This is a genomic window from Oceanithermus profundus DSM 14977, from assembly GCF_000183745.1.
Taxonomy (GTDB): Bacteria; Deinococcota; Deinococci; order Deinococcales; family Marinithermaceae; genus Oceanithermus; species Oceanithermus profundus.
Genome location: NC_014761.1, coordinates 299128 through 324890 on the forward strand (window position 1 = coordinate 299128; position 25763 = coordinate 324890).

Here is a 25763-nt window from a genome sequence, read left to right on the forward strand (position 1 = left end):
CGCAGTCTACCCCCCGAGGCGGAAGGGGTTGAAGTCGGTGTGGGTGTCGAAGTAGTCCTCGTTCTCGGCGCGCTTGAGCGCACCCACCACCGCGTAGGTGAGCGGCAGGAAGACGACCTCGACGCCCACCTTGAAGACGTAGTTGCTTGCGAACATCAGCCCCAGCACGTAGGGGGGGTAGACCCCGGCGAAAGCGACGAGCAGGAAGAGGCCGGTGTCCACCGCCTGGCCCACCAGCGTCGAGCCCAGCGCCCGCGCGCCGAAGAAGCGGCCGCGGCTCAGGACCTTCATCCTGGCGAGGACGTAGCTGTTGGCGAACTCGCCGGCCCAGTAGGCAAGCAGGCTGCCCAGCACGATCCGCGGCACCAGGCCGAAGAGCAGGTCGAAGGCCCGGGCGAAGGGGGCGACCTCGGGGTCCGCGAGCGCGGGCAGCGCCGCGACCGCGCTGAAGGTGAGGCTCGCCAGCGCCAGCAGCGCGAAGCCGGTCCAGATCACCCGGCGGCTGCGGGCGTAGCCGTAGACCTCGGTGAGCACGTCGCCGAAGATGTAGGCCAGCGGGAAGAGCAGCGTGCCCCCGTCGAAGGTGAAGGGGCCGAGCACGACCACCTTGGTGGCCGCGACGTTCGAGATGATGAGCACGGCCACGAAGGCCGCGGTGATGAGGTCGAGGTAGCGGTAGGTCTTCATGATCCCCCCGGTGCGCAGGCACCGGGGCCATCATAAGGCAGGGTGCGCCGCCGGTGGCACCTTCCCCTGGGGAAAGACGAGGGCCAGTGGCCTGTGGCTTGGTGGAAACATCGTAGCGTGCCCTTGCGCCCTCGAGCCAGAGGTTTGTTGCGGCTTCCCACTCGCCTTCTTTCTTTCGTCATCCCCGACGAGGCGCGGAGCGGCGAGATCGGGGATCTTATCGGTGCTGCGTACGCCAACGAACCGGTGCGGCCGTCGCCTTCTGTACTCGAAGCGATCGGCGCTGTGTCTATGACCAAGTAAGATTCCGGATCCCGCGGGCCACGTGGCCCCCTCGTCCGGAATGGCGGGGAAGGGGCGATACGTAGCGTGTGGGGCGTAGTGCGCAGTTTGGGCGGACACTTCGTAGAGGGGGCGAAACATGGCGCATGCACCCCGACGTCCGGACCAGGACCGGCAGTGGCGTAAGCTTGCGCATTTTAAGTTTCCTACCCCCACCCCCCGTCATCCCCGACGAGCCGCAAAGCGCCCGGATCGGGAATCTTGGCGCCGTGGTCCCGTCCCCGCCTTCGCCGGCCCGAAGACGGATTAATCGGCCGGAAGCGAGGTGATGTAGGGCAGGTTGCGGTCGAGCTGGTCGCGGTCGAGGCCGTAGCCGTAGACGTAGGCGTTTTCGATCTCGAAGCCCAGGTAGTCCACCGGCACCTCGCGCAGGCGGCGCGCCGGCTTGGAGAGCAGCGCCGCGACGCGCAGGCTCGCGGGCTTGCGCGCGTGCAGGTAGTCGAGCAGGTACTCGAGGGTGATGCCGGTGTCCACGATGTCCTCCACCACGATCACGTCGCGCCCGCCGATGGGCTGGCCGAGGTCCTTGATCAGCTCCACCTCGCCCGAGCTCTCGGTGCCCTGGTAGCTGGCCACGGCCATGAAGTCGAGGGTGAGGGGGAGCTCGATCCGGCGCACCAGGTCGGCCATGAAGACGAACGCGCCGTTCAGCACGGCGATCAGGTGTGGGGTCCTGCCGGCGTAGTCGCGGGTGATCTCGGCGGCCAGCTCGGCCACCCGGGCCTGGATCCGCTCCTCGCTCAGGTAGACGGGGCCGCGCGGCTCGTTTTCGTTCATGCCTCCAGGATAGCGGCTTCGGGTAGCCTGGGGGCATGAAGCTGGGCTACTCGCTCTGCCCCAACGACACCTTCATCTTCTATGCCCTGATCCACGGCAAGGTGCCCGCGCCCGAGCCGGTGGAGGAGGTGCTGGAGGACGTGGAGACGCTCAACCGCTGGGCCTTCGAGGGGCGGCTCGAGCTCACCAAGATCAGCTACGCCGCCTACGGCCACCTGCGCGAGGGCTACGTGGCCCTGCGCGCCGGCGGGGCGCTGGGCCGGGGGGTGGGGCCCTTGGTGGTGGCCCGCGGGCCGCGGCCGCTCGAGGGGGCGCGCATCGCCCACCCGGGCCGCTACACCACCGCCTTCCTGCTGCTTTCGCTGCTTCTGGGCGAGGGCGCCTTCGAGCCGGTGGAGCTGCGCTACGACCGCATCATGCCCGCGGTGGCCGCGGGCGAGGTGGACGCGGGGCTGATCATCCACGAGTCGCGCTTCACCTACCCCGAACACGGCCTCGAGAAGCTCCTCGACCTGGGCGAGTGGTGGGAAGGGGAGACCGGCCTGCCCCTGCCCCTGGGGGCGATCCTGGCGCGGCGCGACCTGGGTGCGGCGCGGATCCGTGAGGTGAACGAGGCGGTGCGGGCGAGCCTCGCCTACGCCTACGCCCACCCGGACGAGCCCATGGGTTACGTGCGCCGCTACGCCGACGAGCTCTCGGACGCGGTGACGCGGGCCCACATCCGCACCTACGTCAACGACTTCTCCCTCGACGTGGGCGCCGAGGGCGAGGCCGCGGTGCGCGAGCTCTTCGCCCGGGCCGAGGCGCGCGGCCTCGTTCCTCCGAACCCGAACCCCCTTTTCTGCTGCTGAAGGAACCGCCGCCCCGAGGGGCGGCGGTTCCTTCGGAAAGGAGGCGACGCGGATCAGGCCAGGCCCTTGAGCATGCCGTACCAGTAGAGGGGCGGCAGCACGTAGCGCTTGAGCAGCCACATGTCCCAGCGTTCCTTGGTTTGGTCGAGGAAGACGAAGGTGGGCTTGTACTTGTTGTCGTAGAGGAACTCGCCCAGGAGCACGCGGCCGCGCGCGGTCACGATGGGGCAGGAGGAGTAGCCGTCGTACTTGGCCTCGGCGGGCTTGCCCTCCATGACCGCGAGCAGGTTCTTGACGAGCTTGGGTGCCTGCTTGCGCACCGCCGCGCCGGTCTTGGCGGTGGGCAGGGCGGCGGCGTCGCCGAGGGAGAAGACGTTGGGGTAGCGCTTGTGCTGGAGGGTGTGGATGTCGACGTCGACGTAGCCCTTGTGGGGCCCCTCGGGCACGGCGAGCGGGCTGCCTGCTACGAAGTCGGGGGCCTTCATGGGCGGGGTCGCGTGCAGGAAGTCGAAGGGGATCACCTCCTGATGGGTGGTCTCGCCGGTCTTGGGGTCGCGCACGTCGAAGACGGCCTCTTTCCTGGGGCTGGTGCGCACCTCGACCAGGTTGTGGTAGAAGCGCATCTCGATGCCGCGCTGCTGCACGATCCGCTCGAGGCTCTTGTTGATCTCGGGCACGCCCAGCATGACGGTGCCGGCGAAGGCGCCGATCATCTTGGTCTTGCCGCGAACGCCGCTGCGGCGCCAGTAGTCGTCGGCGAGGTACATCACCTTCTGCGGCGCGCCGCCGCACTTGACCTGGCCCAGGGGGTTGGTGAAGATCGCGGTGCCCCCCTCGAAGTTCTTCATGGCCTCCCAGGTCTTCTCGGCGGTTTCGAAGGTGTAGTTGCTGACCACGCCGTTCTTGCCCAGGGTTTCCCGCAGCCCTTTCACGGCGTCCCAGTCGTACTGGATGCCGGGGGCCACGACCAGGTAGTCGTAGCCGATGGTCCGTCCGCCGGCGGTGCGCACCTGGTTCGCGTCGGGGTCGATCTCGACCACGGCGTCGCGGATCCAGGTCACCCCCTTGGGCATCACCGACGCCTCCTTGCGGACGGTGATCTCCTTGGGTACGATCCCGGCGCCCACGAGCGTCCATAAGGGTTGGTAGAAGTGTTTGTCCGACGGTTCGATGACCGCGATGTCCAGCTTCTTGCCGGAGCGGGTCAGGCGGGCCGCGGTGGTGATGCCCGCGGTTCCGCCGCCGATGATCAGGACCTGATGACGCGATTCGCTCATGGTATACTCCTCATTCCTAAACACTCAAGTTAAGTAAACGGCAGGGAATGCGCGGTATCCAGTTTCAGATGTCCCGGCCGGGGGCTCGGTTAGACTGATGAGGATGCGCCCGGAAGAGCCCGTGGACCTCCCTGAAGCCCTGGCGGACGCGCTCGAGCCGCTGTCCTTGCGCGCGGGCCGCGAGGTCTTCGCCGAGGGGGAGCCCGCCGCGGCGCTCTACCTGGTGGCCTCGGGCTGGGTGCGGCTCTACCGCCTCAGCCCCAAGGGACGCGAGGTGACGACGCTGGTGCTCGACCCCGGCGAACTCTTCGGGGAAGAGGCGCTGGAGGAGGAGGGGCGCTACGCCCACCACGCCGAGGCGCTGACGCCTGCGCGGGTCCTGCGGCTGCCGCGGCCGGGCCTGCTGGCGGCCTGGCGGTCGGCCGAGGTGCGCCGCTGGTTGCTCGAGCGGATCGTCCGGCGCTTGCACGCGGCCCAGGACCGCTACCGCGAGCGGCGCTACCACGAGGTGCTGCCGCGCCTGGCGGCGCTGCTCGTCGAGCAGATGCGCCCCGGGCGCGAGGGGTTGGAGGTGCCGCTGAGCCACGAACAGATGAGCCACCGTCTGGGCACCGGACGTGATACGGTGACGCGGGCGCTGGGCGCGCTGGCCCTGCGCGACCTGCTGGAGATCAACTACCGCCGGGTGGTGGTGTTGGACCCCGAGGCCGTCCGCCGGCTGGCCTCGGGGCTGGGGGAGGATCGTGAGTAAGGTACGTTCGGCCTTCTTGCAAGGACGCTTGCGCAGTTTCCTGCCGTTCGGGCCCGAGGACCTGCCCGCGCGCATCGCCGCGGAGCGCGCGGCCCCGCGGGCCGAGCTGGCCGCGGCCGTCGAGGCCTACCTGCAGCGTCTGGGGGCGCCCGAGTCGAGCCTCGCGGCCGCCCGCCGGCTCGCGCATCCCGAAAGCCGCGTCGTGATCACCGGCCAGCAGGCGGGGTTGCTGACGGGCCCGGCCTTCACCCTCTACAAGGCCCACTCCGCGCTGAAGCTCGCCTACGCCTACGACGACGCCGAGCGTCCCGTGGTCGGGCTCTTCTGGGTGGCGAGCCAGGACCACGACACCGCCGAGGTGAGTCGGGTGCACTTCCTCGACGCCGACGAGCGGATCCGTGAGCTCGCCCTCGAACTTCCCCCGGCGGTCCCGGTGGCCCGCGTCCCCTTCGCGCCCTACCGCGACCGCGTGCGTGAATTCCTCGAGGCCTTCGGCGGCGACGCCGGCGTGCGCAAGCGGATCGAACGCGCCCTCGAGGGCGAATGGACCTACGCCGAGGCCTTCGCCCGGTTGCTGCTCGCCTTCCTGGGGCCGCACGGGGTCGTGCCCCTCGACCCCATGGCCCCCGAACTGGCGCCCCTCTTCGCCCCCGCGATGGAGCGCGAGCTCGAAGACCCGCTGGCCTCGTCGATGGCGATCAACGCCGCCGGGGAGGCGCTCAAGTCGCTGGGCATCCCCCCTTCGCTGGGGCGGCCGGCGGGCGCGACCAACGTCTTCCTGGAAGGCGAGGACGGCCGGCGCCGGCTCCTCTACTACGACGACGGGGTGTTCTCCGACGGCGTGCGCAGCTACCGCCTCGCGGACCTGAAGGCGATCCTGCATAGCGACCCCGCCCGGATCACCCCCGCGGCGGGCCTCCGGCCGGTGGTGCAGGACGCGGTCGTTCCCACCGCGGGCCTGGTCGTGGGCCCGGGGGAGATGGCCTACGTGGCCCAGCTCGCCGGGGTCTACCGGCTGCACGGCCTCGAGCCCCCGGCGGTCATCGACCGCATGCACGGGCTGGTGCTCGAGCCCCCGGTGCGCCGGATCCTGGAGAAGTACACCCTCAACCCCTGGGCCTTCCTCGAGGCCCCCGAGGAGGCGATGCTGGAGGCGCTGGCGCGCACGAGCACCGCCGCGGCCGAGCTGGAACGGGGGCTGCGGCGCGTGGAGGACGAGTTCAGCCGCATGCTCGCCGCGCTGCCCGCGCTCGACCCCACGCTGATCGGCGCCTTCGAGCGCAGCCAGCGGCGGCTCGAGGGCGAGATCGAGCGCCTGCGCGGCAAGCTGCTCGCGGCCGAGTTGCAGCAGAAACGGATCGTGCGCGACCAGTTCCGGCGCCTGCTCACCCACCTGCGCCCCCTCGGACGGCCGCAGGAGCGGGTCTACGGCTTCCTGGGCTTCCTGCTCAAACACGGCCCCGACGTGCTCGAGCGCCTCTGCAAGGCCCCGGCGCGCGGCCACGTGACCCTCGAGGCCTGAGGGCTGCGCTAGACTGAGTTCGTATGAAACGCGGCCTCCTCGCTATCCTTTTCGCGCTCGTCCTGGGCGCCGCGGCCCAGTCGCCGCCGGTGCGGGTGCTGCTCGAGGAGACCGGGCTGGCCGTGGTTGAACTCGAGGGCGCCCACAGCCTCTGGAACTGGGCCGGACGCATCGCCGACGACGGGGGGCCGCGCGTCTACCGCCTGCTCGCCAGCGATCGCGGTATCGAGCTCGTCTGCGACGACCCTCCCTGCCCCGCCAGCGGCTACATGGGCAACCTCCTTTCCTTCGTGCCGCGCGAGGGGGCCTTCGCCGTCTCGGGCCGCCGTTACCGCGGCTTCCTGCGCGTCGTCTGGCAGGACGGGCGGCTGCTCCTGATCAACCGCATCGGACTCGAGGACTACCTCCAGGGCGTCCTTCCCGGCGAGGTGCCCGCTTCCTTTCCCTTCGAGGTGCTGCGGGCCCAGGCCATCCTGGCGCGCACCTACACGCTCAGCCGCCTGGGGTCCAACCCCTACTACGACCTCTGCGACACCGCCCGCTGCCAGGTCTACCTCGGCCTCGACGCCGAGACCCCCCGCCACACCGAGGCGGTGCGCGCCACCGCGGGGCGCATCCTCGCCTACCGCGGCGAGCCCATCTCCGCCGTCTACCACGCCGATTCGGGCGGAACCACGGCCGCCGCCGAGGAGGTCTGGGGCGGCTCCATCCCCTACTTGCAGGCCCGCGACGACCCCTGGTCCCTGGCCAAGCGCTGGCGCGTGCAGGTCAGCGGGCGCCAGGTGCAGCGGGTGCTGCAGGACCTGGGCTACAGCCCCGGCGCGGTGCAGTCGCTGAAGGTGCTGGACAAGGGGCCGAGCGGCCGCATCACCCGCCTGGAAGTCGTGGGGACGAACGCGCGCATCGTTCTGGGGACGCCCAAGTCGGCCCGCTTCCTGCGGGCGCTGGGCCTTCCCTCAACCCTGGCCACCCTCTCCGGCTGGACGTTCAGCGGCCGCGGCTCCGGCCACGGCGTGGGGATGAGCCAGTGGGGCGCCCGGGGCTTCGCCAAGCGCGGCTGGAACTACCGCGAGATCCTCGCCTACTACTACCCCCACACCGTGCTGACCTCCTACCGCCTGAGCGCCAGCCGCTAACCCTTCCTGACCGCGCCGTTGCGACCAAACGTGCCGCCGGCCTGCCCACGAAACTCATTCGCAAAACACGGTAGAGTAAGGAGGGGATCCCCGATATGCGGCCCGGGCCGCGCGGGTTATCAAGTTAGGGGGCGGTATGGAACGCGTAGCCATATTTATCGATGGCAGCAACCTTTATAAAGGTTTGGTTTCCACGCTGGGTTCGGAGTACCGGCTCGACTTCGTGAAGTTCATCGAGACCCTGGTCGCCGGCCGCAAGCTGCTCAGGGCCTACTACTACAACGCACCCCTGCCCACCGAGGACGCCGCCAGCCGGGCGCACCAGAGCTTCCTCAACTACCTCAAACGCGTGCCCTACGTTTCGGTCCGCCTGGGGCGGCTCGAGCGTCGCGGCGACACCTTCGTGGAGAAGGGCGTGGACATCCAGATCGCCGTCGACATGCTGCGGCTCGCCTACGCCCGCGCCTACGACGTGGGGGTGCTGGTCAGCGGCGACGGCGACTTCGCCGAGGTGGTGCGGGTGATCCAGGACATGGGGATGCAGGTCGAGAACGCCACCTTCCACGCGCTTTCCTCCTACCGGCTCGCCCAGCAGGCCGACCGTTTCTACCCCCTCGACGAGTTCCCCTGGGACACCCTCAAGTCGAGCCACGACTGATCCAGGCCGTCGCGATCAGGTAGAGGCCCAGCCCCAGCAGGGCGAGGTCGCCCAGCCGCACCAGCGCGTGCTGCACCGTGCTGCGGTGCATGCGCGCCGCCAGCCAGGCCAGCACGGCCTTGCTGCCGACGATCGTCAGGTAGAAACCCAGCAGGAACCCCCAGGCGCCCGCGCCCAGCCGGTGCAGCAGCGGCGCCCCCACCAGGAACCAGAAGAGGTACATGTGCGGGTTCGTCAGGTTCATGACGACGGCGGCGCGCAGGCTTTCGGCGGCGGGAGCGGGTTCGGCCGGGGCGGCGGGCGCGGGCCGCAGGCCCGCGTAGCCGAGGCGCAGCAGGTAGAGTCCGCCGAGCAGCTGCAAGGCGCCGAGCGCCGCGGCGGGGAGCGCGCCGCCCGCCCACCAGGCGAGCGCCACCACCCAGCTGTCGCTGAGGAGCGGCGCCGTGGCCGCCAGCATGCCTGCGCGGGCGCCCTTCCGCACCGCTTCGCGCAGCACCAGGGCGAGCAGGGGGCCGGGGCTGAGGCCCGCGCTCAGGCCCAGGGCGGCCCCTAGGAGGAGGGCTTCCACTCGAGCACCACCGCTTCCTCGATCGGACTCAGCGCGTGGGCGCCGTCCACCTCGGCCGCCTCGCCGGGCCGCAGGTGCAGGTAGCGTCCGTCGGGCAGGTCGACGAGCAGCTCCCCCGCGACGAGCAGGTAGAGCGCGCGGCCCTCGCCGCGCGCCTCCGCCGCGGTCAGCCGGCGCACCTCCAGCCCCGGCCAGCCGGGCAGCTCGAACCGTCCGCCGGCGGCGAGCTGGGCGAGGGGGAGGCGGACCGCGCGCGTCACGTCCTGATTATACGGAGGCTTGACTTACGCTCCTGAAAGGTATAAAATTAACAAGTTTGCGGGCAAAACCCACCCGAGGTTCCTGGACGGGGCATGGGCGGGGCCCCGGAAAGGAACAGCATGTTTAGAGAACTCGGACTCAGCGAGCAGGCCTTGGCCGCGCTCGAAGAAAAAGGCATCGCCACCCCCACCCCCATCCAGAACGAGGCCCTACCCGCCGCACTCGCGGGGGGCGACGTGCTCGGCCTGGCGCGCACCGGCACCGGCAAGACGCTGGCCTTCGCGCTGCCCATAGCCGAGCGGCTCGAGCCCTCGCGCACGCCCGGCCGCCCTCCCCGGGCGCTGGTCCTCGCGCCCACGCGCGAGCTCGCGCTGCAGGTCGCGGGCGAGCTGGAGTGGGTGGCGCCGCACCTGCGGATCGTCACCGTCTACGGCGGTACCGGCTACGGCAGCCAGGCGGCGGCGCTGAAGCGCGGCGCCGACGTCGTGGTGGCCACGCCCGGCCGCGCCATCGACTACCTCAACCGTGGGGTGCTCGACCTCGCGCAGGTGCGCATCGCCGTCCTCGACGAGGCCGACGAGATGCTCTCGATGGGCTTCGAAGAGGCCGTGGAGACCCTGCTCGGGGCTACGCCCGCAGAGCGCCAGACCCTGATGTTCTCGGCCACCCTTCCCGGCTGGGCCAAGCGGCTGGTGGGCCGTCACCTGAAGGAGCCGACCGTCGTCAACGTCGTTCAGGACGAGGAGGTCAGCTACCGCGAGATCGCCATCGAGGCCTCGCCCTCCGCGCGCATGAGCGCGCTCTCGGACCTGCTGCATGCGCACGGACCCGAGCGCGCCATCGTCTTCACCCGCACCAAGAAGGAGGCCGACGAGGTGGCCCGGGCGCTCACCGCCCGCGGGCACGCCGCCGAAGCGGTGCACGGCGACCTCAACCAGACCCAGCGCGAGCGCTCCGTCGGCCGTTTCCGCAGCGGCCAGGTGGGCGTGCTCGTCGCCACCGACGTGGCCGCGCGCGGCCTCGACATCCCCGAGGTGGACCTGGTCGTCCACCTCCGCCTCCCCGAGCGGGCCGAGTCCTACCAGCACCGCTCCGGCCGTACCGGCCGTGCCGGCCGCAGCGGCACCGTGATCATCTTTCACTCGAGCCGCGAGCGCCGCGAGCTGGGGCAGCTCGAGCGCGCCGTCGGGCGCAAGTTCGAGCACGGCCGCGCCCCCGCCCCCGAGGAGGTGCAGCAGGCCAAGATCGCCGGGTTGCTGCGCCGCGCCGCCGCGCAGTCCGAGGAAGACCGCGCCGTTTGGCGCGAGGTCGCCCAGGCCTGGATCGAGCGCGAGGACGTCGAGTCGCTCGCGGGTCTGCTGGCCATGCTCCTGGGGGGCGCGCCGAAGCCGCGCAGCCTGCTGACCGGCGACGAGGGTTGGCGCACCTTGGAGCTGGAGGCCCCGCAGCTTTCGGCCGGCAAGGTCGTGGCCGTGCTCAAGCGCGCCGGCTTTTCCGACATCGGACGCATCCAGCTCGCCGGCGGCGTCGCCTACGCCGACGTTCGCGCCGGCGAGCTGGACCGGCTGGACGCGGTTCAGGGCCTGCGGGCGCGCCCGGCCGCCAAGGTCAAGGCCGCCCCGGCCCCGGCGCGGCGCAACGAGCGGCCGCGCGGTAAGCGCCGCCGCGTGAGCGCCTGACACTTTCCTTCTTGGACCGCGCGCCGCCCGAGGGCGGCGCGCGGCGTTTTGTGACGCGGTTGTGACGCAGGCCGGCCTACCCTCACGGTGGAGGTGCGGCATGAAGCTCAAGACCACGGCACTGACCCTCGCGCTGCTGGCGCTCGCCGCCTGCGGGCCCGGAGGCGGCGGCGGTGGCGGCGGCGTAACGGGCTGCAACCTGAGCGGCACGATCGACGCCCAGGTTACGCTCACGCCCTCGGCCTGCAACCCCTACCGGGTGACCGGGGACCTCTACGTCGAGGAGCCCGGAAAGCTGGTGATCGAACCCGGCACCACGCTCGAGTTCGCTCAGGACACCGGCCTCTACGTGAGCGGCCACGGCGCCCTGGTAGCGGTCGGGACCGCCGGCGCCAAGATCCTCTTCACCGGGGCGTCCAAGGTGCGCGGCTACTGGAAGGGCATCGTCTTCGATGCCGACGCCAACAGCTTCGACAACGAACTCAAGTACGTCGAGATCGAGTACGCCGGTGCGGACCAGCGCTGGGACGGCGGGGCCTACGGCAACTACCGCGCGGCGCTCGACCTGGAAAGCCGCAGCCGGCTCAAGATGACCTACTCGCTGATCCGCGAGAGCGCGGGCAGCGGTCTGCGCATGAGCACCGACGTGATCATCGGCGGCGACGACCTGCGCGACGGCGACTTCGCCCACAACACCGTGACCCAAAACGCCGGTTTCCCGGTCATCATGTACGCCAACGAGGTGGGTTTCCTGGACGCCAGCAACGACTTCACCGGAAACGACGCGGGTTACGACTACGTCCGCTTCTCGGGCGATTACGGTTACGTCCAGACGCAGACCTGGCAGCGGCTCAACGTGCCCTACCGGGTGATGGGGGCGCCCGCGACGGACAGCGGCCAGGTGCTGACCATCGCCCCGGGCGCCACGCTCGTCTTCGAACAGGACGCCTCGCTGTGGGCCTACGGCAGCAACTCGGCCCTCAAGGCCGTGGGCACCGTGACCGAGCCGATCACCTTCACCGCGCTCCAGCCTCAAAAGGGCTACTGGTACGGGCTCATCTTCAACGACACCGACAGCCACGACAACCTGCTGCACTACGTCGTCGTCGAGTACGGCGGTGCGGAAACCGACCCCGACCTGAAGGCCAACGTCACCGTTTACAGTTCGGGCAACGCCTCGAGCCAGTGGATCGAGATCAAGAACAGTACGATCCAGCACTCCTCCGGCCACGGCGTCTCCGTGGCCCCCGAGACGGCCTACAACTCGGACATCCTCACGAGCAACACCTTCGCCGACATCGACGGCGACGACCTCCACATCCAGCCGTAGCTGGCACGCCGCTGCGCCGGCGCGGCGGCGTGCGGTCTTCAAAGGTCCGGATAGGCTTCCTCGGCGATGTCCAGGGACTCGGCTCCGAATCCGCGCGTGACGATGATCTGGAATGCATCGGCGCGTAGGATGATTCGTTTCAGCTCCCGGCTCATATCCAGGAAGTTCATACCGATCGACACCTCCGCGTCTCCTAGGCCTCCGTAGGCGCCGTAGTAGTAGACACCGGAGAGGAAGTTGGGTAAGTCGTCGACCGCGTCGAAGGTGGGTACCGCATGGACCTCGGTGTTCGCCGGCGGCGGTAGGGTTACGAGCCGGACCTTGGTGCCGCTATGAAAGGCGAAGGTGATGCGGTAGTTGACCGGCTCGCCTCCCTCGGGACCGCCCGTCGTGCTCGTCAGCCGCCACAACACCTGCGATGCGTCCCCGGGTTGGATGAAGAGCGGGTCTTCGATCGATATGAAGGCAGGCGGGGTGGGTGGGTTGAGCGGCCGGGGTTCACCGTCCAGGCCCGCCAGAAAGCAGGTCGTGTAAATCTGGTCCAAGACCGGTGAGAAGGTGATCGATCCACCGCCCTGCAACTTGACGCTGACGTAGGGGAAGGGGTTGTCGTACGCGTCCGCTTGCCCATCCTCGTAGGCCTTACGGCACACGGCGTCTCTGTCGGAGGGGGCGGGATTGAAGAGGTGATGCACCCAGCCGCTAACGGTGTTGCCTTTCCCCTCACCCCCGAAGATGGGAGGGGCCGGACGGTCCAAGGGAGAGCTGACCTGGGTGTCGGTTTGCGTAACCGGTGTCGTGGTGACGCAGCCAGCTGCTACAACGCTCACGAGCAACAGGGCGACGCCCAATGCCAGTTTTCGTTGTTGCGTAAACATGAAGACATGATAGCAAAGCGGCCCTGACTATCTGCAACAGTTCACATGCCGTTGCCCCGCACTTCCTGCCGGGTGGGCGGCGGGCGTATGGGCGATGACGGTAGGGTCGCGCTGGAGCGGGGCCCGGCACGGCATGGCCGTCTCGGCGGAGCAAGGAGAAAGTGGGCGTAGCGCGGCCGACGCCCGCCTGGAGGCCACAGCGGGCGTCGCCAAGGTGGAGGCAGCCTCAGCCCTGCTTGAGGGGGCGCTTGCGGGCCACGGGCGCGATGCGCTTCATTCGACGGTCACGCTCTTCGCCAGGTTGCGCGGCTGGTCCACGTCGCGGCCCAGCAGCACCGCGGTTTCGTAGGCCAAGAGCTGCAGCGGCACCACGCTGACGATCGGGGCCAGCAGCGGGTGCACCTCGGGCACGTAGATCACGTCCTCGGCGTGCTGGCGGATGCCTTCGTCGCCGTCGCTGGCCAGGGCGATGACGCGGCCGCCGCGTGCGGCCACCTCCTGGATGTTGGAAAGCGTCTTTTCGTAGAGCGGGCCCTGGGTGGCCAGCACCACGACGGGCAGGCGCGGGTCGATGAGGGCGATGGGGCCGTGCTTCATCTCTCCGGCGGGGTAGGCCTCGGCGTGGATGTAGCTGATCTCCTTGAGCTTCAGCGCCCCCTCGTAGGCGGTGGGCGACTGCACGTGCCGCCCCAGGAACAAAAAGTCGGTGGCCTGGTGGTACTTCTCGGCCACGTGGGCCACGATCGGCCGGCGCTCCAGGGTCTCCTCGACGAGGCGCGGCAGCTTGCGCAGCTCGCCCAAGAGCCGCCGGGCCGTCCCGGCGTCGAGGGTGCCGCGCGCCCGCCCCAGGGCGATGGCCAGCATCTCCATCGCCGCCAGCATGGCGACGTAGGCCTTGGTCGAGGCCACCCCGATCTCGGGACCGGCGTGGATGTAGAGGGTGGCGTCGGTCTCGCGGGTGATCGAGGAGCCCTTGACGTTGATCACGCCCAGGCTGGCCGCCCCGCGGCGCTTGGCCTCGCGCAGGGCCTCGAGGGTGTCGATCGTCTCGCCCGACTGGCTGATCACGACGGCCAGCGTGCGCTCGTCCACCACCGGGTTGCGGTAGCGGTACTCGCTGGCCACGTCCACCTCCACCGGCAGCCGCGCCAGCTCCTCGATCAGGTACTTGCCCACCCAGCCGGCGTAGAAGGCGGTGCCGCAGGCGATGACGTGCACCCGGTCGAAGCGGGCGAGGTCAAGGTCGAGCCCCAGCTCGACGTTCGCCTCTTCTTCGTGCAGGCGGCCGCCCAGGGTGTTCTCCAGCACCCAGGGCTGCTCGTAGATCTCTTTGAGCATGTAGTGGGGGTAGCCGCCCTTCTCGGCCGCCTCCACGTCCCAGTCCACCTCGCTGGCCTCGCGCGCCACCGGATTGCCCGCGAGGTCCATCACCCGCACGCCGTCCTTGCCGACGACGGCCATGTCGCCGTCGTGCAGGAAGACGACCCGGCGGGTGTACGGCAGGAGCGCGGGCACGTCGGAGGCCACGAAGTTCTCGCCCTCGCCCAGTCCGATCACCAGCGGGCTGACGGTGCGGGCCACCACCAGCTCGTCGTGGTCCTTGTGGGCCACCACCAGGGCGTAGGCCCCCTCGGCCTCGGCCAGCGCCGCGCGCACCGCCGCTTCCAGGTCGCCTTGGTAGTGGCTCTCGATCAGGTGCGCCAGCACCTCGCTGTCGGTGTCGCTCTTGAAGACGTGCCCCTCGGCGAGCAGCCGCTCCTTGAGGGGCAGATAGTTCTCGATGATGCCGTTGTGGATGACGACGAGCGAACCGTCCTCCACCGGGTGGGGGTGGGCGTTCTCGTCGGTGGGCGGGCCGTGGGTGGCCCAGCGGGTGTGGCCCACGCCCAGGTGGCCCGAAAGGGGATCCTCCTCCAGCACCTCCACCAGCCGCGCCAGCTTGCCCGCCTTCTTGCGCACCTCCAGCCGCCCGTTCGTCTTCACGGCCACGCCGGCCGAGTCGTAGCCGCGGTACTCGAGCCGCCTAAGCCCGTCGATCAACACGTCGGTGGCGTTCTTAAAGCCTACGTAGCCTACGATGCCGCACATGCGTCCTCCTTGCCCAGCCCAAGGCTGGGAACGTCTTCACGTGATGTTTTTCCCGCTTTTGCAGTCGCGTTCCCGTTCGATTTCGTGCACGCGCCCCGCCTCGGGTTGTCCCCGCCTCGCGGCGTGGGCTTTCCCCTTCGGCTTCCTCTTGGGTCGGGAGGGCCGGGCCGGCCCTGGTGGCATCCGCGGAACCGTTCGATCTTTCCCGGCGGCGCGCCGGTTATCCCCCGTGGGGGTCCACCACCTCGTAAAGTGCGTGCTGCACGCACTCCCTGCGCTCCCCGAAAACCTGCTGCCCCACCCCCTTTCCACGGCCGGCCTGCGCCGCCCCCAAAGTATACCGTCGGCGCGCCCGTGCATGAAGAAAATTCGCTTGACAGCGGCATGAGCGCGCCATTAGGATGCGTGTTGGATGCACCCCGTTACGGTCGTGCTTAACCCCGCTCGCGGGGTCACGGGTGAACGGGGGCTCCCGCGCGGGCGACGCCTTGATTCGGGAGAGGAAACACGGCAACTCGCCCCGAGCCGTACACCTCCCGCGCGCTTTTGGCAAACACCTTAGGAGGTGTAGGTATGAAGAAAGCAGTCATCTTGTTGGCCGGTCTCCTGACCGTGCTCTCCATGGGCTTCGCTTCGGCGCAGTTCTCGGACGTTCCCGCCGGGCACTGGGCCAAGGAAGCCGTGGAGAAGATCGCGGCCGAGGGGATCATTCTCGGGTTCCCCGACGGGACCTTCCGTGGTAACGAGAACCTGACCCGTTATCAGGCGGCCATGATCATCTACCGCCTGCTCCAGAAGCTGGAGCCGGGCCAGATGGGCGCGATGGATCAGGAAACCATCACCGCCCTCCGCAACGCGGTTCAGGAGCTCGCTGCCGAACTGGCTTCCCTGGGCGTACGCGTGAGCGCGCTCGAGGACAACGCCGCTTCCAAGAGCGACGTGGCCCGCCTCGAGAAGATGATCGCCGAGCTCAAGGGCATGCCCTCGGGTGAAGGCGCCAGCGGCGCCGCGCTCAAGGACCTCGCCGATCGCGTGGAAGCCGCGGCCATCGCCGCCGACACCGCGCTGGCGCAGGTGCAGGCCCTCGAGGGCAAGGTGGACGCCGTGGGCGCGCAGGCCTCGGCCAACGCCGACAGCATCAAGGCCCTCAACGAGCTGGCCGTGCTGCTCAACCAGGACGTCCTCAGCCTCCAGGACCGCGTCACCGCCCTGGAGAAGGCCTCGGGCATGACCGACCTCTCGGGCGTCGCCACCAAGGACGACGTGCAGTCGGTGCGTGACTACGTCACCGCCATCCGCGGCGACCTGGTCAACGTCTCGAACAAGGTCAGCGCCCTCGAAGCCAACGTGGGCGACCTGCAGGACCAGGTGGACGGCCTGAAGTTCTACCAGTTCACCGTCTCGGGCAGCATCTCGGGTGAGTACTCGGTCTACCGCGTGCTCGACGGCGGCCTCGAGGACTTCGACGCCGACCGCCTCTTCGGCACCGCCTTCAGCACCGGCGAAGCCACCAGCGACACCGGCGACGTGGCGGCCAAGGCGGACCTGGGCGCCGGCTTCCAGCAGGAAGGCACCTGGAGCTCGAGCCTGACCCTTCAGCTGCTCTTCCCTAACGCCTACGAAGTGGACGCCGCGGGCCTGACGATCAAGGGCATCGAGATCAACGGCACCTGGAACGTCAGCGGCGGCAGCTACACCGGCACCACCGGCGGCTTCTGGGACATCACCGGCGTGCGCACCAGCTTCACCGTGGGCAACGACCCGCTGATGATCACCCTGGCGCGCCAGCCGAAGGCCCACTTCACCGAGTACGTCTTTGACAACGACTACTACAGCCGCGGCACCGGCTACGTCGTCGAGTACAAGGGCATCCTCGACATCACCGGCGTGTACGGCTCGACCGGCGACGCCGACACCGTCAACGCCGACAACCGCTACTACCGCGGCGTGATGGCCGGCAAGAGCTTCGAGAACTTCTCGATCGCCGCCTACGCCGTGCAGGAAGCCGCCGACGTCTACGGCCCCGCCTACTCGAACACCGTCTACGGTGGTCACGCCACCGCCAGCTTCGGCCCCCTCAGCCTCGAGGGCGAGTACGACATGAGCAACGACGGCACCGCCGCCAGCGTCATGTACTTCAAGGGCGGGCTGAACCTGGGCGACGGCAAGTTCAAGGCCAACGCCAACTACCGCGCCATCGACCCGAACTTCGCCGGTGTCTCTCAGGACGTGGACACCGCCGGTTACCAGAGCCAGGACGCCAACGGCAACACCATCAACGGCGCCCCCTTCGGTAACGACCAGAAGGGCTACGGCTTCGACGCCGCGGCCGAGCTGGGCGCGTTCAGCGTCAGCGGTTACTACGACCACCAGACCGACTTCGCCGGCACCGCCACCTCGCAGATCGACAAGTACGGTGCGGCGGCCGAGGCCGGCCTGGGCGTCATCACCCTCAAGGGCAACTACGACTACTACAACGCCGACGCCACCGACCCGACCAACGACGAGGTGACCTACGGCGGTAGCGCCGCCATCGGCCCGATGAAGGGCTTCACCCTCGAGGCCTTCTACAGCTCGGCCACCCTTGGCGGTACGGCGGTGGACGGCCCGCTGCCCACCACCGAGGGCGAGTCGGCCTACGGCGCCAGCCTGACCCACGACGGCGGCAGCGAGAACGCCCTGATCGGCGGCCTCAACCTGACCGCCAAGTACAAGAAGTACACCGTCAGCGGCAACAGCCACATCTGGGTCTACGGTGACTTCGACGCCAACTTCGGTGTCGTGGGCATCCACCCGATGTTCCGCTACCACGCCCCCACCCCCGGCACCTCCACCATCAAGTACGGTGCGCAGGTCAAGGTGGGCGAGCTCGGCGTGGTCTTCAAGCCGACCCTGACGGGTGACTTCGTCAGCCGCACCACCGGCACGACCTCGGAAATGAAGTACGGCGTGGGCCTCGAGCTCGGCGACTTCATCTTCGGCTCGAGCCTCAAGGGCGGCTACGCCAGCTACACCGCCACCAACGTCGCCAGCGTGCTGCTTGCCGACACCCAGCTGCTCGATCCGTTCAACCCTGCCGACGACCGCGTCTGGTCCTCGACCGGCACCACGAACGGCAGCCTCACCGGCTACTTCTTCGAGTGGACCTACGAAGGCATGCAGTTCGCCTACATCGACGCCATCGTCAACAACGGCGGCAACACCACCCACGGCCAGGCCTTCAAGGTCAGCTACTCCGTCGAGTTCTAATCCCGAACTCGCACGCCGAACCCCCGCCCCCGGGCGGGGGTTCTCATTTTGCGGTGCCATAATGGGGCCGATGAACCGGGTGCGGATCACGCTGTTGGCGCTGCTCGGGCTGTTGCTGGCCTCGCCGGTCGCGGCCGAAGAGCCCCTCAGCTACGCCGAGCAGCTGATTCGCAGCGGCGAGTACGCCCTGGCCGAGATCGCCCTGGAGAAGCAGATCGCCGACCACCCCGTCGCCGCGGCCCGCTTGCTCAGCGACGTCTACCTGTTCGAGGGCGACCTGGACCGGGCCCAGCACTGGCTCGAGCGCGCCCGGGAAGCGGGCCTCGACGACGCGGCCTACTACTGGCAGAAGGGCCGCATCGAGAGCGCCCGGGCCAACTGGCCCGCCGCCTGGGCGGCGCTGCGCAGCGCCGTCGCCCTGTCGCCCCGGCCCGAGTACGCCCTCCTCTGGGGCGCGGTCGGCCTGGCCCAGGGGGATGCGGAGCGCGCCCGGCTTGGTTTCGGCAAGGCCGAGCGCAGCGGCTCGGGGGCCAGCGCCCTCTTCCTCCAGGGCCTGACGCTGCTCGCCACCTCGCCGGAGCAGGCGCTCGCCCTCCTCCGCCGCGCTCAGCTGGAACTGGGGAGCGAGAGCCCGCTCAAGCCCCAGGCCATCTACTGGCAGGCGCGCGCCCTCGAGCGCCTGGGCCGGGTGAAGGAGGCCCGCAGCACGCTGCGCTTCCTGCTGCGCAGCTACCCCGGATACGGCCCGGCCCGCGACGAGCTGAACCGCCTCGGTCCCTGAGCATGTCCACGACCCGCAGCACCCTCCACGCAGACCAGACCCCAGCGAACTTCGTCTACCGCGGCCCCGAGCCAAGGGGCGACCAGCCGAAGGCGATTCGCCAGCTCGTAGAGGGTTTCGCGTCGGGGTTGCGCTACCAGACGCTGCTCGGCGCCACCGGCACCGGCAAGACGGTGACGATGGCCAAGGTGATCGAAGCCCTGGGCCGCCCCACGCTGGTGATGGCGCCCAACAAGGTGCTGGCCGCGCAGCTGGCGGCCGAATTCCGCGAGCTCTTCCCCGAGAACGCGGTCGAGTACTTCATCAGCTACTACGACTACTACCAGCCCGAGGCCTACGTGCCCGGCCGCGACCTCTTCATCGAGAAGGACGCCAGCATCAACCCCGAGATCGAGCGCCTGCGCCACTCCACCACCCAGAGCCTGCTCACCCGCCGCGACGTGATCGTGGTGGCCTCGGTGAGCGCCATCTACGGCCTGGGCAGCCCCGAGGACTACTACGCCATGCACCTGGTGCTGCGGGTGGGCCAGGTCATGCGGCGCGAGGAGATTCTGGAGCGGCTGGTGGAGCTCTCCTACGACCGCAACGACATCGATCTGCAGCCCGGGCGCTTCCGCGCCAAGGGCGAGGTGATCGAGGTCTGGCCCGCCTACGGGACCGAACCGGTGCGCATCGAGCTCTGGGGCGACGAGATCGACCGCATCCACACCGTCCACCCCATCAGCGGCGAGCGCGGCGCTGAGCTGGACACCCTGATGCTCATGCCCGCGACCCACTACGCCACCCCGGAAGAGCGCCTGCGCCCGGCGATCCAGGCCATCGAGGCCGAGCTGAAGGCGCGGGTGGCCGAGTTCGAGAAGGCGGGCAAGCTGCTCGAGGCCCAGCGCCTGCGCGAGCGCACCCTCTACGACCTGGAGCTTTTGCGCCTCATGGGCCACTGCCCCGGCATCGAGAACTACGCCCGCCACCTCTCCGGCCGCGCCCCCGGCGAGCCGCCCTACACGCTGCTCGACTACTTCCCCGAAGACTTCGTGACCTTCATCGACGAGTCGCACGTCACCGTGCCCCAGATCCGCGGCATGTACAACGGCGACTACGCCCGCAAGAAGGTGCTCGTCGAGTACGGCTTCCGCCTGCCCTCGGCGCTGGACAACCGCCCCCTCAAGCTGGACGAGTTTCTGGAGCGCACCGGCCAGATGGTCTTCGTCTCGGCGACGCCGGGCCCGGAGGAGCTGGAAATGTCGGGCCAGGTCGTCGAGCAGATCATCCGCCCCACCGGCCTCCTCGACCCGAAGGTGACCGTCAAGCCCGCCGAGGGGCAGATGGAGGACCTGATGGCGGCGATCAAGGAGCGGGCCGCCAGGGACGAGCGCGTGCTCGTGACCGTGTTGACCAAGCGCATGGCCGAGGACCTGACGGCCTACCTGAGCGAGCACGGCCTGCGCGCCCGCTACATGCACCACGAGCTCGACGCCTTCGAGCGCCAGGCGCTGTTGCGCGACCTGCGCCTGGGCCACTTCGACGTGCTCGTGGGCATCAACCTGCTGCGCGAGGGGCTCGACCTGCCCGAGGTGAGCCTGGTGGCTATCCTCGACGCCGACAAGACCGGCTTCCTGCGCAGCGAGCGCAGCCTCATCCAGACGATCGGCCGGGCGGCGCGCAACGCCGGCGGCGAGGTTTACCTCTACGCCGAAGAGGTCTCCGAGGCGATGAAGGCCGCGGTCGAGGAGACGAACCGGCGGCGCGCGGTTCAGGAGGCCTACAACCGCGAGCACAACATCACCCCCCGCACCATCGACAAGAGCGTGCGCCGCATGGTCAAGCCCGAGGACTTCGAAGAGGCCCCCGAGCCGGCGGCGGCGGTCGACGAGGAGGAGCTGAAGCGGCAGATCGCCGACCTGGAGCTGGCCATGTGGTCGGCCTCGCAGGACCTCGACTTCGAGCGGGCCGCCGAGCTGCGCGACCAGCTCCGCGCCCTGGAGGCGCAGCTGAAGGGCGTGGCGCTGCCCCAGGCCACGCCGCCGAGCCGCAAGAAGCGCCGGCGGCGGAGGTGAGTTGGGGTGTGGGGTGTAGGGGGTGGGGTGTGGGCTGGCCATGTATAGGCGACGGGCTTTTGGCTCAGGCATCGCCAACGACCCCCACCCCGGCCCTCCCCAAGGAGGAGTTCTATTGCTCTGCGACCGAGCCAGTGGCTTTTTTCTCGTGGCGAAGAAAAACGCCACAGGCTACAGGCCACGGCTACAGGCTTCCGTTTTGCACGACGCACCACGTACCACGAACTGCGCACTACGAACCGCCCGAACAAACCCCCGGCCGCGGGGCCGGGGGCAGGGAGTCCGGGGTGCCGGTCAGGCCAGCAGGATGGGCCGCTCCAGGTAGAAGGCCACGCGTTCGAGGAAGCGGGTGCGGTCGGTAGGCAGCTCGCCGCTGATCGAGAGCAGCCCCAGGTCTTCCGGGAGCCCGGCGCGGCCCAGGGCGAGGAGCACCTGGCCGGGGAGGATCACCTCGGCGTAGGGGGTTTCGCTCAGGTCCAGGACGACCAGCCCTTCGCCCCCCTCTTCGGCGGCCAGCATCTGATCGAAGAGGTCGCGCAGGCCCAGCGCCGGCTGCACGGCCAGGGTCCGCGCCGTTTCGCCCTCGAGGCGGCCCAGCACCGGGCGCAACGGCACCTCCAGCTCCGCCAGGGCGCGGTCGGCGGCCCGGAAGAGCAGCAGCTCGAGCGGAACCTCGCGCCGCCAGGCGGCGGAAAGGTCGGCGCGCGCGCGTTCGGCGGCGGCCAGGTCGACGGCGCGGCGGAACGCCGGCGGGAAGGCGACGGCCGCCGCGGAGGCCGCTTCCTCCTCCGCGGGGGCGGCGAAGGCCGGTTCTTCCACGGCCGGCTCGGTCGGGGGAGGGGGTGCGGCGGGGGGTTCCGGCTCGGCTTCCGCGGGCGCGGTTTCGGGTTCCGCGGCCTCCAGTTCGGAGGCTTCGGGCTCCGGCTCGGCCGCCGACGGTTCCGGCTCGGGCGCTTCGGCGAAGGCCTCTTCGGGCTCCATCGGCCACGCGGCCTCGGCGGCCTCTTCCTCCAGGGGTTTGGCTTCGTCCAGGGGCTCGACGGCCTCCGGTTCCTCCGTTGCGGCCGCCGCCTCCGGGGCGGGTTCGCCGAAGTCGACGCCCGCGAAGGGCTCGGGTTCGGCGGCGGGTTCCGGCGCCGCGGCGATCTCCTCCGCGGGCCCGGGTTCGGGCGCCTCCCATTCGAAGGCGGGCTCCTCGGCGGCGGTCTCGACCGGTTCCTCCCAGCCCGGAGCCTCCTCGGAGGGAGCAGCCTCCTCGGGTTCGGGTTCGAGCCAGGGCGAGGCCGCCTCGGCCTCGGGCTCGACCACGGTCCAGCCCTCCTCGTCCAGGCCGGTCGCGCCCGCGGGCTCGCGCTCGGAGGCGGGGGTTTCCGCGACCTCCGCGACCTCCGCGACCTCTTCCTCGAAGTCGACCTCGAAGAAGGTCTCCTCCTCGACGAAGACTTCTTCCGCGGTAGGCGCCGCCTCGACCGGCGCCGGAGGTTCGACGGGGGTTTCGGGGACGAGGTCGCCGATGTCCACGCCCTCGCGCGCCAGCACCTCCTGGACCTGGCTGATGTCGGGAACGGCCTCCGGAGGGGCCGCGTCGGTCGGTTCGGGGGGGAGCTCCACTTCGCCGGCCATCACCTTGGCGAGGAAGGCCAGAATGTCGCGCTCCACAATGGTCCCGTCGGGGCCCGTGCCCTCGAGGTTGTGCCAGTCGATGCCGTTTTCTTCGGCGAGCCGCCTGGCCAGGGGTGTAATCTTCGGTTCCGTCATCTCGGATCTCCCTATGTTCCCCCTATCATAGCCCAGTTCTAGCCGCGCGCGCCTGCAGCACGTACCCTGGGGTATGGAACGGGAACTGGCACGCCTGATCTTGGACTACAGCCGGCCGGTGGAGGCCGGCGAGACGCTGCTGATCCAGGCCGAGATGGAAGCCTGGCCCCTGCTGCGGGAGCTCCACCGCGAGGCGCTCGCGCGCGGGGCCTACCCGCTGCTGCGGATGGCCTACCCCGGCGAAGATGCGGAGTTCCTCGAGCGCGCCGGGGCGTGGCTGGAGCGGGTGCCCGAGGCGGAGCGGGCGCTCGTCGCCGCCAGCGACGCCTTCGTGCGCGTCCTCTCGCCCTCCGATCCCTTCGCCGCCGCAGGGGTCGACGGCGAGCGGTTGGCCCGACACCGCAAGGCCTGGGGGGCGTTGCGGCCGCCGCACGGGCGCCGCACGCTCACCCTCTGGCCCACGGCCGGTCTGGCGGCCATGGCAGGGATGAGCCAGCCCGCCTACCGCCGCCTCGTTCGCCGCGCCTTCTTCCTCGACCGGCCCGATCCCGCGGCCGCCTGGCGGGCGCTCTCGGAGGCGCAGGCCCGCCTGATCCGGCGGCTCGAGGGCGTGCGCGAGCTGCGCATCCGCGCCGAGGGCACCGACCTGCGGATGCGGGTGGAGGGGCGCCGCTGGGTCAACTCCGACGGGCGCAGCAACTTCCCCAGCGGCGAGGTCTACACCGCGCCGCTCGAGGACAGCGTGGAGGGGGAGGTGCGCTTCGACCTGCCCATCCTCGCCGGCGGCCGCTGGGTGCGCGGCGTGCGGCTCGTCTTCGAGGCGGGGCGGGTCGTCGAGGCTTCGGCCGAGGAGGGGGACGCCTACCTGCAGGCCATGCTGGCCACCGACGCGGGCGCGCGCGGCGTGGGCGAGCTGGGCATCGGCACGAACTCCGGTCTGGAAAGGGGCACCGGGTTGGTGCTGCTGGACGAGAAGATCGGGGGCACGGTGCACCTGGCGCTTGGGCAGGCCTACGCCGCCACCGGAGGAACCAACCGCTCGGCCATCCACTGGGACCTGATCGTCGACCTGCGCCGCGGCGGGGCGCTGATCGCGGACGGGGAGGTCGTCCAGGAGGACGGCCGCTTCAGCGAAGACTGGTTCGTTTGGCCGGGGTGACGCGCCGCGCGCCCAGGTAGACCTTGCGGTACCAGGGGGCGCTGAACCGCTCGATCATTACCCGGTTCTTTACGCTGTTGGCGTGGATGAAGCGGTCGTTCCCCAGGTAGATGCCCACGTGGTCCACGCCGCGCCCGCCGAAGCTGAAGAAGACGAGGTCCCCGGGCCGCAGGTCGGAGGCGGGCTCGAGCCGGGCCCAGAGGTCGCGGGTGGAGCGGGGGAGGGCGACGCCCAGCTCGCCGTAGACGCGGCCCACGTAGCCCGAGCAGTCGAAGGCGTCAGGGCCGGTGGCGCCCCAGCGGTAAGGGGCGCCCAGATAGGCCGAGGCGATGCGCTCGAGCCGCCCCGGATCCACGGGCGGCTGCGCGGGTTCGGGCGCAGCGGGCGGGGCCGCAGGGGCGGGGGGGACCCAGAGCTCCTGCCCCACGGCCAGCGCGTCGCCCGCTAGGCCGTTGAGGCGTTTCAAGGTGGCCACGTCGGTGCCGTAGCGGCGGGCGATGCGCCACAGCGTCTCGCCCTTTGCGACCCGGTGGCGTTCGGGCAGGCGCAGCACCGCCCCGGCCTGCAGCCCACCCGCCGCCTCGGGGTTGAGCAGCAGCAGGACGGTGAGGTCGACGTCGTGGCTCACGGCGATGCGCCAAAGGGTGTCGCCGGGCTGGACCCGGTAGCTTCCGGCCAGCGCGCCGCCCAGAACGAGCAAGACCCCCAAGGCGAACGTTTTCACCTTAGGGGTCAGTATAGCGCGGATCAGGCGGTTTCTTCGGTCAGCGGCACTTCGGGGTCGGCCCAGGCGATGAGCGGGCGCAGCGAGAGCGGCGCGATGATCGTGGTCACCACGACCATGAAGATCACGATCGCGAACTCCTTTTCGTCGACCGCCCCGGCCGAGAGCCCGATCGAGGCCACGATCAGCCCCACCTCGCCGCGCGGCACCATGCCCACGCCCACCACCAGCGCCTGCCGGAGGCCCTGGGAGAGGGCGCCGAACATGGAGACCAGCTTGCCGGCGATCGCGATCAGGCTGATGACCACGCCGGCGATCAGCACCTCGCGGCTGGTGAGCGCCGCCAGGTCGAGCTGCACGCCCATGTAGGCGAAGAAGATGGGGGCGAGGAACGACTCGATGGCGTGGATCGGCGGTTCCAGCTCGTGTTCCTCGCGCAGCTCCGCCATCACCATGCCCGCCATGAAGGCCCCCACGATGGGCGCCAACCCGATGAACGAGGCGAGCGTGGCCATGCCCATGCCGAAGGCGATGGCCACCCCCAGGGGGGACTGGAAGGGCAGACGGTCGAGCGGGATCCGGCGCACGAAGGGCACCAGGGCCATGGCCGCGCCCACGAAGGCGAAGGAGATGAGCACCAGGCGCACGATGCCGGAGGTCTCGACCGCGCCGGTCGTGGCGATGCCCGAGACGATGGCGAGCACGATCAGCCCCTCGATGTCGTCGATCACCGCCGCGCCCAGGATGATGCGGCTGTAGGGGCGCGAGAGCACCTCCAGCTCCTGCATCACCCGCGCGGTGATGCCCACGCTCGTCGCCACCAGCGCCGCGCCCAAGAAGAGGGCGGCCACCTGGTTGAAACCGATGTAGAGGCCGAAGTAGTACCCGCCGAAGAAGGGCAGGATCGCCCCCACCACCGCGACGACGAAGGCCTCCTTGCCCACCTTGAGGATGTCGTGCATCCGCGTTTCCAGGCCGACCATGAAGAGCAGGAAGATGGCCCCGAGCTCGGCGATGAACTCGATCAGGCTGCCCTCGACGACCCAGCCCAGCAGGGCCGGCCCCACGATCACGCCGGCCAGCAGCTCGCCGATGACCACCGGCTGCTTGATCTTCTGAAAGATCCAGCCCACCACCTGGGTGGCCAGGATGAGGATGAAGATCTCGAAGAGGTGGGCGGAAAGGGCTTTTTCCACCGCCTCGGCCTGGGCCATTCCGCCCTCGGTCACCTGC

21 protein-coding genes are annotated in these 25763 nt (G+C 69.9%); 11 read left to right on the forward strand and 10 right to left on the reverse strand.

The features are described from left to right. Positions 1-6: 6 nt before the first annotated feature. Positions 7-687 (reverse strand): queuosine precursor transporter, encoded by a 681-nt coding sequence (locus OCEPR_RS01520; RefSeq protein ID WP_013456942.1) that lies wholly within the window; start codon positions 685-687, stop codon positions 7-9. A 588-nt stretch (positions 688-1275) separates the two neighbouring features. Beyond that, entirely contained in the window at positions 1276-1806 is a 531-nt protein-coding gene (gene hpt, locus OCEPR_RS01525) for a hypoxanthine phosphoribosyltransferase (protein ID WP_013456943.1), read from the reverse strand. Positions 1807-1841: 35 nt separating this feature from the next. On the opposite strand from hpt, the gene OCEPR_RS01530 reads away from it, so the two are divergent. Continuing rightward, on the forward strand, positions 1842-2657 hold the full coding sequence (locus OCEPR_RS01530; protein WP_013456944.1) for a menaquinone biosynthesis family protein: 816 nt from the start codon (positions 1842-1844) through the stop codon (positions 2655-2657). Positions 2658-2710: 53 nt separating this feature from the next. Here OCEPR_RS01530 and OCEPR_RS01535 read toward each other — a convergent pair whose 3' ends face one another. After that, on the reverse strand, positions 2711-3934 hold the full coding sequence (locus OCEPR_RS01535) for an NAD(P)/FAD-dependent oxidoreductase (RefSeq protein WP_013456945.1): 1224 nt from the start codon (positions 3932-3934) through the stop codon (positions 2711-2713). Positions 3935-4037: 103 nt separating this feature from the next. Between OCEPR_RS01535 and OCEPR_RS01540 the strand changes: the two genes are divergently transcribed. From OCEPR_RS01540 to OCEPR_RS01555, 4 genes are all read left to right on the forward strand, one after another. Then, positions 4038-4685, forward strand: a complete 648-nt coding sequence (locus tag OCEPR_RS01540; protein WP_013456946.1) for a Crp/Fnr family transcriptional regulator — start codon at positions 4038-4040, stop codon at positions 4683-4685. Continuing rightward, positions 4678-6207 (forward strand): bacillithiol biosynthesis cysteine-adding enzyme BshC, encoded by a 1530-nt coding sequence (bshC, locus tag OCEPR_RS01545; RefSeq protein ID WP_013456947.1) that lies wholly within the window; start codon positions 4678-4680, stop codon positions 6205-6207. The genes OCEPR_RS01540 and bshC overlap by 8 nt, the downstream gene beginning before the upstream one ends. Positions 6208-6230: 23 nt before the next feature. After that, positions 6231-7343 carry a SpoIID/LytB domain-containing protein gene (locus OCEPR_RS01550; RefSeq protein ID WP_013456948.1) on the forward strand — a complete coding sequence of 371 codons (1113 nt, stop codon included), beginning with the start codon at positions 6231-6233 and terminating at the stop codon, positions 7341-7343. A 136-nt stretch (positions 7344-7479) separates the two neighbouring features. Next, positions 7480-8001 (forward strand): LabA-like NYN domain-containing protein, encoded by a 522-nt coding sequence (locus tag OCEPR_RS01555; RefSeq protein WP_013456949.1) that lies wholly within the window; start codon positions 7480-7482, stop codon positions 7999-8001. Here OCEPR_RS01555 and OCEPR_RS01560 read toward each other — a convergent pair. Continuing rightward, on the reverse strand, positions 7982-8569 hold the full coding sequence (locus OCEPR_RS01560) for a LysE family transporter (protein WP_013456950.1): 588 nt from the start codon (positions 8567-8569) through the stop codon (positions 7982-7984). The genes OCEPR_RS01555 and OCEPR_RS01560 overlap by 20 nt on opposite strands. Next, the gene (locus tag OCEPR_RS01565) at positions 8551-8829 is read right to left on the reverse strand and encodes a hypothetical protein (protein ID WP_013456951.1); all 279 of its coding nucleotides are present in this window, start codon (positions 8827-8829) and stop codon (positions 8551-8553) included. The genes OCEPR_RS01560 and OCEPR_RS01565 overlap by 19 nt, the downstream gene beginning before the upstream one ends. 120 nt (positions 8830-8949) lie before the next feature. Between OCEPR_RS01565 and OCEPR_RS01570 the strand changes: the two genes are divergently transcribed. Next, positions 8950-10509, forward strand: a complete 1560-nt coding sequence (locus OCEPR_RS01570; protein ID WP_245544466.1) for a DEAD/DEAH box helicase — start codon at positions 8950-8952, stop codon at positions 10507-10509. A gap of 100 nt (positions 10510-10609) precedes the next feature. Continuing rightward, the gene (locus OCEPR_RS01575) at positions 10610-11839 is read left to right on the forward strand and encodes a hypothetical protein (RefSeq protein ID WP_013456953.1); all 1230 of its coding nucleotides are present in this window, start codon (positions 10610-10612) and stop codon (positions 11837-11839) included. A 38-nt stretch (positions 11840-11877) separates the two neighbouring features. Here OCEPR_RS01575 and OCEPR_RS01580 read toward each other — a convergent pair whose 3' ends face one another. Both OCEPR_RS01580 and glmS read right to left on the reverse strand, forming a co-directional pair. Then, positions 11878-12717, reverse strand: coding sequence for a hypothetical protein (locus OCEPR_RS01580; RefSeq protein WP_013456954.1), 840 nt, complete (start codon positions 12715-12717; stop codon positions 11878-11880). A gap of 273 nt (positions 12718-12990) precedes the next feature. Further along, positions 12991-14805, reverse strand: a complete 1815-nt coding sequence (glmS, locus tag OCEPR_RS01585; protein ID WP_013456955.1) for a glutamine--fructose-6-phosphate transaminase (isomerizing) — start codon at positions 14803-14805, stop codon at positions 12991-12993. A gap of 573 nt (positions 14806-15378) precedes the next feature. On the opposite strand from glmS, the gene OCEPR_RS01590 reads away from it, so the two are divergent. The 3 genes from OCEPR_RS01590 (at position 15379) to uvrB (ending at position 20889) form a co-directional block, all read left to right on the forward strand. Next, positions 15379-18054, forward strand: coding sequence for an S-layer homology domain-containing protein (locus OCEPR_RS01590; protein ID WP_013456956.1), 2676 nt, complete (start codon positions 15379-15381; stop codon positions 18052-18054). 70 nt (positions 18055-18124) lie between these two features. Next, complete coding sequence (locus OCEPR_RS01595) at positions 18125-18835, forward strand: tetratricopeptide repeat protein (RefSeq protein ID WP_013456957.1); 711 nt, start codon at positions 18125-18127, stop codon at positions 18833-18835. Between the two features lie 2 nt (positions 18836-18837). Beyond that, on the forward strand, positions 18838-20889 hold the full coding sequence (gene uvrB / locus OCEPR_RS01600; protein ID WP_013456958.1) for an excinuclease ABC subunit UvrB: 2052 nt from the start codon (positions 18838-18840) through the stop codon (positions 20887-20889). A 294-nt stretch (positions 20890-21183) separates the two neighbouring features. Here uvrB and OCEPR_RS13095 read toward each other — a convergent pair whose 3' ends face one another. After that, complete coding sequence (locus OCEPR_RS13095; RefSeq protein ID WP_013456959.1) at positions 21184-22647, reverse strand: E3 binding domain-containing protein; 1464 nt, start codon at positions 22645-22647, stop codon at positions 21184-21186. 73 nt (positions 22648-22720) lie between these two features. On the opposite strand from OCEPR_RS13095, the gene OCEPR_RS01610 reads away from it, so the two are divergent. After that, complete coding sequence (locus OCEPR_RS01610; RefSeq protein ID WP_013456960.1) at positions 22721-23806, forward strand: aminopeptidase; 1086 nt, start codon at positions 22721-22723, stop codon at positions 23804-23806. Here OCEPR_RS01610 and OCEPR_RS01615 read toward each other — a convergent pair. Then, complete coding sequence (locus tag OCEPR_RS01615) at positions 23775-24530, reverse strand: LysM peptidoglycan-binding domain-containing C40 family peptidase (RefSeq protein ID WP_013456961.1); 756 nt, start codon at positions 24528-24530, stop codon at positions 23775-23777. The two genes, OCEPR_RS01610 and OCEPR_RS01615, sit on opposite strands and share 32 nt — an antisense overlap. A 23-nt stretch (positions 24531-24553) precedes the next feature. Next, positions 24554-25744, reverse strand: a complete 1191-nt coding sequence (locus tag OCEPR_RS01620; RefSeq protein WP_041554389.1) for a cation:proton antiporter — start codon at positions 25742-25744, stop codon at positions 24554-24556. Positions 25745-25763: the final 19 nt, after the last annotated feature.

Bases quoted from the DNA above. Each gene is read 5' to 3' on its own strand.
- OCEPR_RS01520 (WP_013456942.1), bottom strand. From the start codon at position 687: ATGAAGACCTACCGCTACCTCGACCTCATCACCGCGGCCTTCGTGGCC.
- hpt (WP_013456943.1), bottom strand. From the start codon at position 1,806: ATGAACGAAAACGAGCCGCGCGGCCCCGTCTACCTGAGCGAGGAGCGG.
- OCEPR_RS01530 (WP_013456944.1), top strand. From the start codon at position 1,842: ATGAAGCTGGGCTACTCGCTCTGCCCCAACGACACCTTCATCTTCTAT.
- OCEPR_RS01535 (WP_013456945.1), bottom strand. From the start codon at position 3,934: ATGAGCGAATCGCGTCATCAGGTCCTGATCATCGGCGGCGGAACCGCG.
- OCEPR_RS01540 (WP_013456946.1), top strand. From the start codon at position 4,038: ATGCGCCCGGAAGAGCCCGTGGACCTCCCTGAAGCCCTGGCGGACGCG.
- OCEPR_RS01550 (WP_013456948.1), top strand. From the start codon at position 6,231: ATGAAACGCGGCCTCCTCGCTATCCTTTTCGCGCTCGTCCTGGGCGCC.
- OCEPR_RS01555 (WP_013456949.1), top strand. From the start codon at position 7,480: ATGGAACGCGTAGCCATATTTATCGATGGCAGCAACCTTTATAAAGGT.
- OCEPR_RS01570 (WP_245544466.1), top strand. From the start codon at position 8,950: ATGTTTAGAGAACTCGGACTCAGCGAGCAGGCCTTGGCCGCGCTCGAA.
- OCEPR_RS01575 (WP_013456953.1), top strand. From the start codon at position 10,610: ATGAAGCTCAAGACCACGGCACTGACCCTCGCGCTGCTGGCGCTCGCC.
- OCEPR_RS01580 (WP_013456954.1), bottom strand. From the start codon at position 12,717: ATGTTTACGCAACAACGAAAACTGGCATTGGGCGTCGCCCTGTTGCTC.
- glmS (WP_013456955.1), bottom strand. From the start codon at position 14,805: ATGTGCGGCATCGTAGGCTACGTAGGCTTTAAGAACGCCACCGACGTG.
- OCEPR_RS01590 (WP_013456956.1), top strand. From the start codon at position 15,379: ATGAAGAAAGCAGTCATCTTGTTGGCCGGTCTCCTGACCGTGCTCTCC.
- OCEPR_RS01595 (WP_013456957.1), top strand. From the start codon at position 18,125: ATGAACCGGGTGCGGATCACGCTGTTGGCGCTGCTCGGGCTGTTGCTG.
- uvrB (WP_013456958.1), top strand. From the start codon at position 18,838: ATGTCCACGACCCGCAGCACCCTCCACGCAGACCAGACCCCAGCGAAC.
- OCEPR_RS13095 (WP_013456959.1), bottom strand. From the start codon at position 22,647: ATGACGGAACCGAAGATTACACCCCTGGCCAGGCGGCTCGCCGAAGAA.
- OCEPR_RS01610 (WP_013456960.1), top strand. From the start codon at position 22,721: ATGGAACGGGAACTGGCACGCCTGATCTTGGACTACAGCCGGCCGGTG.
- OCEPR_RS01620 (WP_041554389.1), bottom strand. From the start codon at position 25,744: ATGGCCCAGGCCGAGGCGGTGGAAAAAGCCCTTTCCGCCCACCTCTTC.